Source organism: Paenibacillus sp. ClWae2A, assembly GCF_032452295.1.
Taxonomy (GTDB): domain Bacteria; phylum Bacillota; class Bacilli; order Paenibacillales; family Paenibacillaceae; genus Paenibacillus.
In genome coordinates, this window is the sequence record NZ_JAULSQ010000009.1 from 82,086 (window position 1) to 94,983 (window position 12,898).

At 48.8% G+C, this 12,898-nt stretch carries 9 protein-coding genes; 1 reads left to right on the top strand and 8 read right to left on the bottom strand.

Annotated elements, in window-relative coordinates:
* Nucleotides 1-16 precede the first annotated feature (16 nt).
* Nucleotides 17-535, top strand: a complete 519-nt coding sequence (locus tag QVE09_RS22860; RefSeq protein WP_315938648.1) for a cupin domain-containing protein — start codon at nt 17-19, stop codon at nt 533-535.
* A gap of 274 nt (nt 536-809) precedes the next feature.
* Here QVE09_RS22860 and QVE09_RS22865 read toward each other — a convergent pair whose 3' ends face one another.
* From QVE09_RS22865 to QVE09_RS22900, 8 genes are all read right to left on the bottom strand, one after another.
* Nucleotides 810-1,889, bottom strand: a complete 1,080-nt coding sequence (locus QVE09_RS22865; RefSeq protein ID WP_315938649.1) for a DUF1835 domain-containing protein — start codon at nt 1,887-1,889, stop codon at nt 810-812.
* 67 nt (nt 1,890-1,956) lie between these two features.
* Nucleotides 1,957-2,616, bottom strand: a complete 660-nt coding sequence (locus QVE09_RS22870; protein ID WP_315938650.1) for a TVP38/TMEM64 family protein — start codon at nt 2,614-2,616, stop codon at nt 1,957-1,959.
* A gap of 270 nt (nt 2,617-2,886) precedes the next feature.
* On the bottom strand, nt 2,887-4,530 hold the full coding sequence (locus QVE09_RS22875; RefSeq protein ID WP_315938651.1) for an HNH endonuclease: 1,644 nt from the start codon (nt 4,528-4,530) through the stop codon (nt 2,887-2,889).
* Nucleotides 4,531-4,909: 379 nt separating this feature from the next.
* Nucleotides 4,910-6,085 carry an acyltransferase gene (locus tag QVE09_RS22880; protein ID WP_315938652.1) on the bottom strand — a complete coding sequence of 392 codons (1,176 nt, stop codon included), beginning with the start codon at nt 6,083-6,085 and terminating at the stop codon, nt 4,910-4,912.
* A gap of 281 nt (nt 6,086-6,366) precedes the next feature.
* Nucleotides 6,367-7,713: a cryptochrome/photolyase family protein gene (locus QVE09_RS22885; RefSeq protein WP_315938653.1), complete on the bottom strand. Its 1,347-nt coding sequence runs from the start codon at nt 7,711-7,713 to the stop codon at nt 6,367-6,369.
* Between the two features lie 36 nt (nt 7,714-7,749).
* Nucleotides 7,750-8,913 (bottom strand): response regulator, encoded by a 1,164-nt coding sequence (locus QVE09_RS22890; protein ID WP_315938654.1) that lies wholly within the window; start codon nt 8,911-8,913, stop codon nt 7,750-7,752.
* A gap of 154 nt (nt 8,914-9,067) precedes the next feature.
* Nucleotides 9,068-12,163: an ATP-binding protein gene (locus QVE09_RS22895; RefSeq protein WP_315938655.1), complete on the bottom strand. Its 3,096-nt coding sequence runs from the start codon at nt 12,161-12,163 to the stop codon at nt 9,068-9,070.
* Between the two features lie 240 nt (nt 12,164-12,403).
* On the bottom strand, nt 12,404-12,832 hold the full coding sequence (locus QVE09_RS22900; protein ID WP_315938656.1) for an SRPBCC family protein: 429 nt from the start codon (nt 12,830-12,832) through the stop codon (nt 12,404-12,406).
* Nucleotides 12,833-12,898 lie beyond the last annotated feature (66 nt).

Genomic DNA, 12,898 nt, shown 5'->3' on the forward strand with positions numbered 1-12,898 from the left:
AGTGAGGTGATGTGAGATGAATGAACGGAAAAAGGACATAGAGACGTTATTCCTTCAGGATGACGGTGTAATTCCCAATCATCCGACCCTGCCTGTGCTTTTGTATAAGAATGTATGGGCTGAAGAAGCTCTTCATGCAGAATCGTTGCTGAACCGTAATGGATGGGGAAATAGCTGGTTGAATGGTGTGTTCAATTATCATCATTATCATAGTAATGCTCATGAAGCTCTTGCTGTGGTGAGTGGATTCGTGGAACTGATTTTAGGCGGAGAAAATGGACAGAAAGTTTACCTTCAGACAGGCGACGTTGTCGTGCTTCCCGCTGGAACAGGGCATAAACGTCTGGAGTCCAGCACTGATTTTCGTATTGCCGGTGCCTATCCGGGCGGCATGAGTTACAACACACGCACAGGTGAGGAAGGCGAGCGACACAAGGCTCTTCAGGAGATTCAAGAGGTTCCGATCCCGGATACCGATCCGGTCTATGGGCAGCACGGACCGCTACTAGAAATCTGGAATGGGCAGAAATCTTAATACAAATGATGATCATAAAGAGGCATGTTATTGAACAATGCACAAGTGAAGTTGGTTCAGTACTTAACGAGAAAAAATAGACTGTTCCCGGACAAGTAGCAGTGACTTACCGGTGGAATAGTCTATTAAGTGTTAAATCTGAACAGCTGGTATCGGAAACACTTCCTGATCATCTTCCTGTATGCGGAAGGAAGTGCTCATGTCTTCCGTCTTATTTCAAACTTTGCGATCTCGTCGCTTACTTTCTATCTGTGCGTTTCAGCCTTAGTCCCTTTCAGCACTCGGCAAGCCGAACACTGTAATACCTCATTGCAAGTGGCTTTCCATCCATCTCAAGTTGGCCTAGCAGCACCAGTTGTCGCAGTCGGTATTCCACGAATGCAGCAGTAATATGCTGACTGCTCGTACCAATCACTTCACCCACAATACGAGCTGCTCGGATATATTTGCCTGGCTCCCAGTTCGGTGTCAGTTCCCTTACTTTCTGCATGATATACTCGTCCAACGCATCTTCAGGCAGACTCCGAATCACGCCATTCTCCATCATACGTAATAGCCCAGTCTGCGCCGAAAGTTCCAGCCAATCCTGCTCCAGTTGGCGGCGCTCTTGCTTGGACAATGGCTCTTGCTCAGAGCAAACGTGCCACATCGCCAGAAGCTTTTCCGGAAGAATCTCGCCTGTGTGGAGCACATCGTATTGAATGTCAGGTCTATCAAATAATTGCTTATATAAGCCACTCGTTTCGATAAGATATATAGGACTCTCGCTGCTCCGCAATAGATACATGGCGTAGAGCAGTCCTGTATTCTCATGTGCATTATTCGCATACCAGATGATGATTGAAGTCCTATCATCTATAGACTGTAGTCTGGTGTTGAGTTCAGACAACGAGTCCAGTTCATGCAGGGCGTATGCCTCACGGTCATTAAGACATAATCGTTCCGTCAGCCAGAGATGCCTGCGTTGCAAGTCTGCACGCCTGGTCAGATCTCCTAACGGACCCACAGCATAATCATCGTCCATGGAGAAAAAGCTCCGTTTTTCCTGATCAGGCAATGTACTCATTGCCATTTTCAAACTGCTAAGAGGTGATTCTCCAAACGTAATATGAATTTCATTTGGCTTGTCGACCTCGGCGAGAGCTTGTTGTTCCATACGCCCCAGATCCAAAGGAGTCTCCAGATCTCTAAACAGGGATTGCATGATTTCCGCAAAATCCACTTTTTCGTCTTGTTTTTCCTGCCGTTTGACCACGAGTTCTGATTTCATGTAGAGCACACGCAGCAATGAACGAAGTTCATGTTCATTCATGCGATTCAACATTCGGTTGAATGCAAATATATCCTCAATCATGCTGATCCTCCTTCCTGCCAACGTCAATATTGTCAGAATCAATTCTGCGCACTGATAGTTCTTACATTTATGAGGAAATCGATTTACCAGTTGGTTGATTCAGATCCTGTAGATCTTCACCATCTGACGAGGACCGGGTAAAGTGTCGCTCCAGTTTTCGGCTTGCCCACAGGGATACTGCAATGAACAATAACACGCCTACCCAGCGTACAGGGTGCTCCAGAAATTGTTCCACATTGGAACCAATATACGTAACAGAGAAGATCATGATCGCTTTACCACAGCCCACCGCAAGCAGGAAGGATAACAATCGCATTCGTGCGATACCTGCCGCCACATTAATAATGACGAACGGACCTACCGGGAAGATACTCAGCAGAAAAACATAACTGAATGCATTCCTTCGAATCCATACCATGCTGCGTTGCACACGAGGTTTGCGTGCCCATCGCTCTACAAAAGCGGATTTCCCAATCTCCCGTACGATCAGAAAAGTAACGGTGCAACCGAGGACCATGCCGATCCATGAATATATAAATCCTGCCCACAGACCATATACTGCACCGTTTACGCCCACAATCAACAGCGTTGGAAGCGGCGGTACAAATGATTTCATAAACGTAAGCAAAATTCCCGGTAACGGGCCCAGGGAGCGAAATTTCTCCAGCCAGAAACGAATATTTTCTTCTGTAATATATGACATAATGTCTAATGCTGCCGGGGTCATCTGCATCCATCCAATCTATACAGTCTAAGTTCTCAGGTTTGATGTTCACTATACATTTCATCATTCATATGGATGATGAAGCTTCTTTAGCAACTCCCTCCCAGTATAACGTACATCTTCGATGAACACCGTTGTCAATTTGAAGAAATTATTGCACAGGCAAACTCACTTCCCACCTAAATCAGAATTAAATCAAAAAAAGCACACCTCGACCTCTGTGGTCTTGGTGCGCTCTTCATATCGAAACCCCGATTCCATCTTCGGGGGCATTTATCCTTCTTCCAGCCGGGCTTCCTGCATGGTCAGTTCAATCAATTCTGCCTGATGTGCAGCATTCCATTCAGGAATACCGGAACGCATGAACTCTTCGGCATCCATCGCTGCTTTGGACTGGTTGCACAGATTACAGGCGCAGACACAGTTGAGCGGGGTGGTATGTCCACCTTTGGCACGCGGCAGCAGATGGTCAATCGTATCTCCATACGATCCACAGAAGTAACAAGTGTGGTGATCCCGGGTTAAAATATACCGCTTGAAATCCTTGTTGCTGAACAATCGGCGAATTGTGTACCGATTCACCACCACAGCGGCTTTTTCCTTGACCAGCGTGACCGCAAGCTCCATGTCCACTTCTTGATGCCAACGTCTGCCCTTGTCCGTCTTACCTCGCATCCGTACCATGCCTTGCCGGTTGGTCCGGAGCGAAGCCGGATCTTCCGGGTCGATGGCTACCGGGGCCGACGGGGTCTGGCGGCGGGGACGGCCATCCGTGCCAGCCCCGTGACTACGGCTGGCATGCGCGGGTCGCTGCCCGGATGTAGCGCGGGCAGCGTCTTCGCCGTTCGCCTTGGGCGCACGCTCCTTGCGCGCCTGGCGCGGCTTGGACCCTGGCGAGCCAGGCTGGCGCACGGGCGCAGGAGGCCCTGCCTCCGCAGCAGCCCCCGGCGCTTGCCGAGGCTCGCGCCCGGTGGCGGCAGGCTGTGCCTCCGCCGCCGTAGGCGTAGCGACCGTGGTGGCATCGCCACGGTCGCTCAGTGCCGGCGCAGGGGCCTCAGCAGCTATGCTGCGGGCCTGCCCTGCGCCGGCCACAAGCGCGCTAGCACGCTTGCGGCGCCGCTTGCGCTTGCGTTTGGCTGCGGCCGGTTGATCCGCAGCCATGGGCTCTGCTGCCGGGCCTTGCGGCTCAGCCGGCAGCAGAGCTTGGTGGGCCGCCGCAGCTTGCTCGGCGGCCTGCACTGCTGCGGCTGCTCTCGCGCCAGCCCGCTGTGCACTGCCCTTATCATTCGCAGCAGCATGGCCCTGCGAATGCCCTTCTTCCCCACGCCAGCGCTCGCCTAGCTGTGGCTCATCTCCTACCTCACCTGCCAAACCATCATGCTCCAGACTCGGCTCTCTCAGCTCATTATCTTTCAGTCCCTCTGAACGCTTGCTCTTCCTGCGTCTTCTCCTCTTCTTCCGAATACCTGAAGATGAGGGTGAAGAAGTCACCAAGTCAGCACGTTCATCGTCATTCGAAGAATTCGAGTCTACTGACGGTTGAGACATCAGACTACTGTCAGACTCAGCCACCGTAGCAGCTCCCTGCTCCATACCATGGGAGGTACGACCTGCCTTATTTCTCGCAGATGCAGAGGGTCTGGCAGTAACAGGACGTGTAACCACGCTATCCCGTTGACGCTCTATCCGTTCATTCGTTTGACCGCTCACGCTTGAACCTGCCTCGTGATCAGCCTGTCCACCGGGCTGACGACAGCTGCGGCAGGCTCCCCGCCTGGCTCCGGGACCTGCCCGCTTTCCGGTTCTGCGCCGGAATTCGGACATCGGCCGCTGTTGTCCGCAATACATACACGTTTTGCTCAGTCGCGCTTCTTGTTCCGTCTTTCCTTGCCGGAAAGGGGCTGGACCCGTCTCCATGTTGTCACCTCGGTTCCGTATGAATCCGGTTTCTTTCTATTGTATCACATCTGCTCGTGAACACCCTCATGGCCATAGGCCTGATAATCTTTCGAGTTGTACTCCTGTGTCTGTTCACTGCATTCGTGAAGAATGTGTTCCACATATTCCAATATATCCTGCATCGGTCTCCCGCATTTTTCGCATGTTGTCATTATATTCACCTTAATCCTGTTATCCATAATGTATTATCGTTCCGCCTTATGATTACCCCGCATACATGAAAAAGAAACACTCGTTCCCCACATCCAGCATATCTGTATAAACCAAAAAACCGCTTCCTGCTCTCCCCTAAGGTCGACCAAGAAACGGTTTATTATTCCTTTGTTGGAAATGTATCTTAACGGACGTCCAGTTGGCCCGAGTTCTGTTGTGGGACCAGACGTGGTTTCGGTTTTGGCAGATTGCCAAAGATGACCCATGCATATGGAACAAACCTTGCCGTCAATCCAACGACGATCCACGAAGCGATCAGAGCTACGCCGAATCCTCCGGCATACCACAAATGCACTAACCAGGAGACTCCTGTTTGCGGCGGATAATTCCGATACACCAGCAGGAAGAATGGATGAATCAGATAGATGCCAAAGGACAGTGCCCCAAGCCGATTCAGCGGCTTGACGATGAGTGACGGCCCTTTGCGAGAGAGCAGATAGGCAATCTGGATAAGTACCAGCGCACAAGCGAAGGTATGCACATTCCAGAAGAATTCATACCACAGTGTGTTATACGTTGCGATCTTCAGACGCAGCAGATAATAGATATACACATGGCCAAGTCCAGCAATGATCCATACCGCCCAGAGCAGAATCCATGAAGCTACGCGTCCTTTGGTAGCATTGGCCCGGCTGATGACAAACCATTGCTTGATTTTAGGGAAATACACTCCGATGAATGCCCCCAGCATGAAATAGGAAAAGTAAGAGAACGCCCAGCTTCCCTTGTTGGGTACCTGAAATCCATATTTATTACTTACGATGAATGCCCATTGAATCAATAGTCCAATCGGAACAGACCATTTCACTACGGAAGGATACTTCTTGAGCAACCATAACACCAATGGGAATAACAGATAAAATTGCATGTTAATAAACACAAAATAAAGATGTGTATAGGCCTTACCTGTAAACAATTTTGTGATAAAACTTACTGCCGATTCGCCGAAAGGTCGGCCCTGATAATGCGTGATATGCAGCAGCACAAAATACATCAATGAAAACAGGAAATACGGAAGCAAAATATACACGAATCTTTTCTTGTAGAAGTTACTCACGAGTTTCTTATCCAGCGGACGGGAATAATAGTTATAGAACAATACAAAACTGCTCATAAAAATAAAGGTTGGCGTACCATATTTCATAAAGATATTAATAAAGTTGTACAGCCAGTAGTAGCCTGAGCCCGTCATGTCCACCGTCGCATAGGACGTAGAATGCACGCTGAGTACGCCGATAATTGCCATGGCACGAACCAGATTCAGCTCTGGAATTCGCTCTCTTTTCAGTGTTTCACTCATTTTAAAGTTTCTCCTTAATGTGTTCGTCAATAGGTCAGATATGACTTAATACAATAAAGCTCTCTATCTATTAAAAGCCATAATGCTTAAGATGGGTAGTCCAATTTCTTAATAATTCCTAAATTTTCATCACATTTCACACTATTTTCATGTCTATATATGTAAAAAAGACCGCGAGTACGCGGTCTGAGGAACATCCTGCTCTCCACCAAATGATTGTTGGATCAACCGGATGAGAATGGTAAATTTGGGTTGGGGCATGATCCCTCCCCTGACTGAGTCTACTTCCCACGACTCGCCAGAATCTGTTTATACACGTCAATAGCCGCCTGTCTGGATGCCTTCAGATCTACAATGGCATCCTTGCGTGGCTGATGGATGTCCTTGCTATGCAGATCCTTCAGTTCAGGCAACCATTTCCGAATATAATCGCCTTGCGGATCATACTTCTCGGATTGTGTTACCGGATTGTTCACGCGAAAATACGGAGCTGCATTCTCACCAAGCGAAGCACACCATAACCAGTTACCACGGTTTTGAATGTTATCATAGTCACTCAGCTTGCGCCTGAAATAGGCTTCACCCAAGGTGAACGGGCATTGCAGGTTTTTGGTGAGAAACATCGCCGTGAGAATCCGGAGCCGGTTCGGCATATGTCCGGTTTCATTCAGTTCCGTCATGGCTGCATCAATAATCGGAATACCTGTCTCCGCCTTGCACCACCGTTCAAAGTGATCATCATGGAGAGCCGAGAGATCGTACACCTTTTCATATGTAAAATAGTGACTCTCATAGACCGACCGATACAGATAGAAGTCGCGGAAGCACAACTGCCTGATCCATTCCCCAGCCTCAGCCATGCGACTCGCCGCATCGTACATCTTGCGGATAGACACGGCTCCCACCGCTACGTAAGAACTGAGATGACTCGGTTCGTAAGCCTCATATTCATCCCGATGATCCCCATATTCAGCAATACGATCCGATAAGAATTGATCCAACAGCAGATGCGGGTCCTCGTCATTCGAACCACTGCCCTCAAGCAACTCTTGAGGTACCTGCATCGCATCCGGCCATTCAATCTGACGATCACTCACCTTCAATTCTGCAACCGTTGTTGCCGAAGGAGGGTTGGGATGTTCATTCATGAATTCCACCCACCGCCGATGAAAAGCCGCAAATACCTTATAGGGCTCCGACTTACCTGTAAAATTAGCAAAACCATTCAGATCCATCACCAGATGATCCGTCAGTTGTGTGAACGAAACCTCGCGTTCCTCACTGACTTTGCGTATGGCTCTATCCCGCTCGATTGCATAGGGCGTCATGTCCCGATGGACCACAATCTCGTCAATCTCGCCTTTAAATTCGTTCAGGATGAATTCAACCACTTCAGCCGGTTTGCCATAAGCAACATGTAGTTTTCGTTTGGCTTCAAGATACTGTCTGCCTAATTCCGCCGCATGCTGCCTAAAATTCACACCACTGTGTTCCTTCTCTCGGCCTTGCCGCAGGAGGAATGGATCATAGATGAGAACATGCATACTCTCTTCTTCGTGTTCCCGCAAATAATCGAATGCGGCCAGATCATCCGTACGCAAGTCTTTGCGGTGTATGAATACCTTCATGCCTCACCCTCCTGTCTGAACTTACGTTACTTACGCTTATTTGTCCGTCAGGTTCTGATATAACCTGCTTGTTTCCGGCTCCGGCTGATGTCCCAGATCCTCGTTCAATGTCAATGTAAATGAATGATATAAACGAAGTATGCCTTGCTGATCATCCATGGATGCATACACTTCCATCATGAGTCGGCAGATTTCTTCCGAATAAGGCTCCCGTTCCTGCAATATCGTTAATTGCTCAATCGCTTCCTTGCCCCAACCATGCTCCATGTCCCATCTCGCGATATCCATAACCAGCCCTGTATACTTGCGTCTGAGTTCCCTTGCTTTGGCCTGTGCCCAACGATAATCATGCTCTTCCAGATAATCGCCACGATAGAGCCGAATCATTTGCCTTAAATCATCGACATTGTCTGATGTGATGACGTTGTAGACCATGGCTTTTTCAAATTGATCCACATCACTTACCAGATTGCCTGATAACAGACGATAGCGGTTCATATTGTACTCCAGCTTGCCTGTCATGTTCCATTCCTTAATCAGCTTTCGAATCTGGTACACAGAAGTATGTAGATGAGTTAATCCCTTTTCCTGGGAAACATCACCCCACAGCTTATCCAGCAGAATCTCCTTGCTTACCCATTCTTCCCTGTGATGAAACAAAAAAGCAAACAATTCCTGTGATTTGGTTGTGCGCCACTTATGTTTCTCGGCACCCTGATCCAAGCTTCTGTAGATATCCAGATGTTTGAACGTGAGCAGCCCTGGTACTTCTGTATCCAATTCCACAGATACTGGTTCCGATTCCTGTACCTCGGCGGTGGCTGCAACTTGGGAAGTATGCGACATTATACTCGCAATTCGATCAATGGTTTTGGCCAATCGTGCGGAACTTACCGGTTTCAGTACATAATCCAGCGCATGCAGCTCGAATGCTTCCACTGCATGATCCGCATAAGCCGTAACAAAGATGATACGAATACTCTGATCCAATTGCTGTATATATTCAGCCGCTTCCAGGCCATTCATCTCCGGCATTCCAATGTCTAAAAATACAACATCTACACGTTCGTTTGCCAGAAAATGCAGACCATCACGGGCTGTTGAAAAACATTGCACCGGTGTAATTCGTCCGTCCGTTCGTAGTAGGCGCTCCAGATGAAGCTGCGCTGGCTTCTCATCATCGATCACAATGGCTCTCACCGTTCTTTCAGCCTCCTGCCATGAAAAATTCAATAGGAATACCGATTTTATCGGCATCCGCTTATTAGGGCGTGTCTCAAAACTCGCTGAAGTGCATCTTTTACCGCCTTTTCGCCCCCTGCTGCGTCACTTTCCCTTGACGTGCCTCGGCTCATTAATTGGAATAACTCACCTTTTGCACAGGGATGCGGAATCGGATCTGTGTGCCTTTACCCACATGGCTATGAATCTCCAGTCCCTGACCATAGAGAGACATCAGGCGACGATTTATATTTTGCAGCCCAACACCTCCGGGACCTTCGGTTCGTCCAGACTTCACCTGAGCCATACGCTCAGGGGGGATACCTACACCATCATCCTGAACCTGTACGACTACATACTCGCTCTCTTTGAAAATCCTAAGATGAACTGTCCCGCCGGCTGCCCGCTCCATCACGCCGTGGCGAATGGCATTCTCCACAAGTGGCTGAATACTGAGAGGTGGCAGATATAGATGCACGTCTGATTCCACCTCGTACTCAACCACCAGTCTTTCCTCAAATCTGGCCTGTTCCAGATGCACATAAGACTCCACCAATTCCAACTCTTTGGTCAAAGGAACAAGCTGCTCCCTGTTCTGGAAGTCAAAGCTTCCGCGCAGGTAATGACTCAATTCAATCAGCAGATCAGTTGCTTTGTCTGGATTCACTGCACAGGTCGCGATAATGACATTGAGTGCATTATATAGAAAGTGTGGCTTGATCTGGGCCTGTAAAAAGGCCATTTCGGTACGAATAGCTTCCTGCACAGAACTCCGCATCTCAATTAACGTCCGAACTCTGGCGCGCAATTCACCAGCATCCACCGGTTTGCTCAGGAAGTCATTGGCTCCCGCCTGAAATCCGTGTTTGATATCCTCAGGCAACCCTCGGGCGGTCAGCATCAGAATCGGTAACTCAGACAAGGAACTGTGCTCGCGCAGTTTGCGACATAACTCAAGCCCGGACATTTTAGGCATCATCCAATCTGTAATAACAAGATCAATGGACGGAAATTCTTCACGCAGTTTCAATGCAGTGGACCCGCTGTCCGCTGCAATCACACGATACCGTTCCGTCGATAACAGATTAAGCAATACCTGTCGATTCACGGGATCATCGTCTACAATCAGAATCGTATGCTCCGCTTCCGTAAGATCATCAGGCTCATCTGACTCTCTTGTCACAAGCTCCTTCGTCCCTGCTCCCTGTGCAGCAACATATCGGGCAGCAGTCGGTTTTGAATGAGTTTGCAGCAGCGGCAGCTTCATAACAGGCAGGGTGAAGTGAAAAGTCGAACCTTGCCCCGGCTCCGATTCAACCCAGATCTCACCACCGCCAAGCTCAACAAGTTTTCGTGTAATACTCAGACCCAGTCCGGTTCCATCATTTAATCGCTCGATCGTCCCGTTACTCTGCTCGTACGCCTGGAAGATATCCTCCTGTTTGTCCAAGGCAATGCCTACCCCTGTATCAGCGACCGATACCTTCACCCAATCCCCTTCAACACTGGCGTACAACCGAATCTCACCCTGTTCAGTGTACTTATAGGCGTTACCCAGCAAGTTATACAGAACTTGCCTTAGGCGATCTTCATCTGCCTCAACAAGTGGCAACGACTGGGGCCATTGCTGAATTAGTAAAACCGGCTTGTCCTCAAACGTGAAACCCGAGACTTCAACAACGGTACGGGCAACCGATTCCAGATCGACAGGTACCCGTTTCAACTCGATCTCACTATTTTTTAATTTGGAAAAATCCAAAATATCATTAACTAGCAGTGAAAGGCGCTTGCCGGTTGAAGTAATCATGGACAGATTTTTGGCTTGCTTGGGCGTGACCGCTCCGGCCGCACCTTCCAGCATCGATTGCGCAATATTAATGATGCCATGCAGGGGAGTTCGCAGCTCATGAGACGTGTTCGCCATGAACTCGTCCTTTAGGCTGTCAATGGCAAGCAACCGCTCCGAAAGGGCTTCCACATCACGGAATGATTGTGCAAAGCGGATTGCGGTCACAATCATCTGGGCAAATACAAATAATAAAAGTTCAATCAGCGCAAAGAACGCTGTGTCTAAGGTAGTGAACGCACCAAGCGTGTGCAGCACAACAACCATGAGTATGCTCATCATGCTCACCAGTGCAAAGTGGCTATCATTCGGCCGTCCTTTCAACCAATAGAACATGGCGCGCAGCGTATAGAACATAACAACAAGCGAGATCAGTAACATGGGAAGCTCAAGAGACGAGAAAAGGGTCGAAGGGAGCGTAAGACCCACAATAGTCTGTGCAACGATCAAAACTACACCCAGACGAACAAACCACTGGTGGACTGCTCCGGGTACACGGGCATCCATATATCGGAGCAAAAAATAATAGGCAAAGGCTGAACTAAGGAGCTGAATCCGAAGCATCTCATTATTGGTCAGGAACGGTACAAACGTTCCCAGTAACTTCTCCCCATGTGTCAGAGCGTATACCGCACCAGAAAGGCTGAATAATCCGAGAAAACGAAGCTCCTTCTCCGTACGTCGTAATCTGAATAGAAGTAGAAAGAAGGCGGCTGGCAAGATAAAACCGAATAAGGCCATCAGATCCTTGAGCCAATCTTGTTGCTGGCTCTTCAGGATGCTATGTTCGTCTCCAAACAAAATGGGCGCTACAATGCCCCCAGAAGAATAACTATAGTTCGATACCTGAATGATAATGTCAGCCGTGTTGCCTTCAATGGACGTGAATCCCGTAAAAGGAAGATTTAATTGCACATCCGTATCCGGGGTCTTTCCTGGCAGCCCTTTGCCGCCAATCTCTTTACCATCAATAAATACCCGGTGGGCCATGCGTATATTCTGCGTGCGTATGCCATAATCGTTTTTAATCGTTCGGGGTGTAAGCTGGACTTGCAAATGATAGGTTCCATACCCATGCGCTTGCCCCAGAGATTTGTTCCATCGGGCCGGAACCTGAGTGCCAGACGAAGCCGGCAATGGCTTGCGACCGGATACACTTGCTTCAATATCTGCCGGGCTCAGTAACTCCCCAGGGTAGAAATCCCAGACACCCTTTAGAGACGCTGCACCCTTGCGATCAAAGTCCCACTGGGTCAGGTCAATTCTTCCATCCGTTGCCTGGGGGTTACTCCGCTCACTTATTAACGTCTGGGCAATCCAGCCCAGTGGAACAATGACAATACATATGAAGCTTATGGTCAGCATAATCCAGTGTTTTCTCATCTATGTATTCCTTCCATCCACAATGGCGAGAGAGGTCTAATTTTGTCGATTTATTGCTATAAAACATGTTACACGTTTCTGGTGCCCACGGAAATAGTTTCCGTATCATAATCGGTCAAATTCATTATAATTTGAAGGATTTCTGTCTGTTTCCGGCAGATCTTGGTACACCAAGGAACCCCAGGCCGATGTCCACCCGAATGAACGAGCAAAATGGCCTGGAGTTGATTGAATGAAGATTTATTTAACAACTTGAGCAAGCTTCTGAACGATTCCGGCCCATCCCTGTTCCATACGTTCGCGTACGATAGCGTGGGCCTGTCCAAACTCGGTCAGTTTATCCGCATCCCAACCGCTGTGAATCAGTGTGAAATCCGTACCTTCGGGCTGTTCATTCAGTTGGAACGTCAATGTCCAGTCCTTCCCCCAACGGAATGACAGCTTGTGCAGCGGTAGAACTTCCGTCACCCGACATGGTGATTGACCGAAGGGGCCTGCCTCCAATATAAACTCGTGACCTTCCACAGGTTCCAGATTGCCTGGCATGAACCAGGTTTTGAGTCCTTGCTCGGTCGAGACCATCTCCCACACTTTCTCTACAGGTGCATGGAGCATAAGTTCCTGCCGGATATCTGGCAGTGCACTTGATGAACTTGATGATGAATCCATTCGAATCACCTCCTTAGACATATCTGTTCGTATGGACTACTGGATTTGAAGTTTGACCTCCGCTTT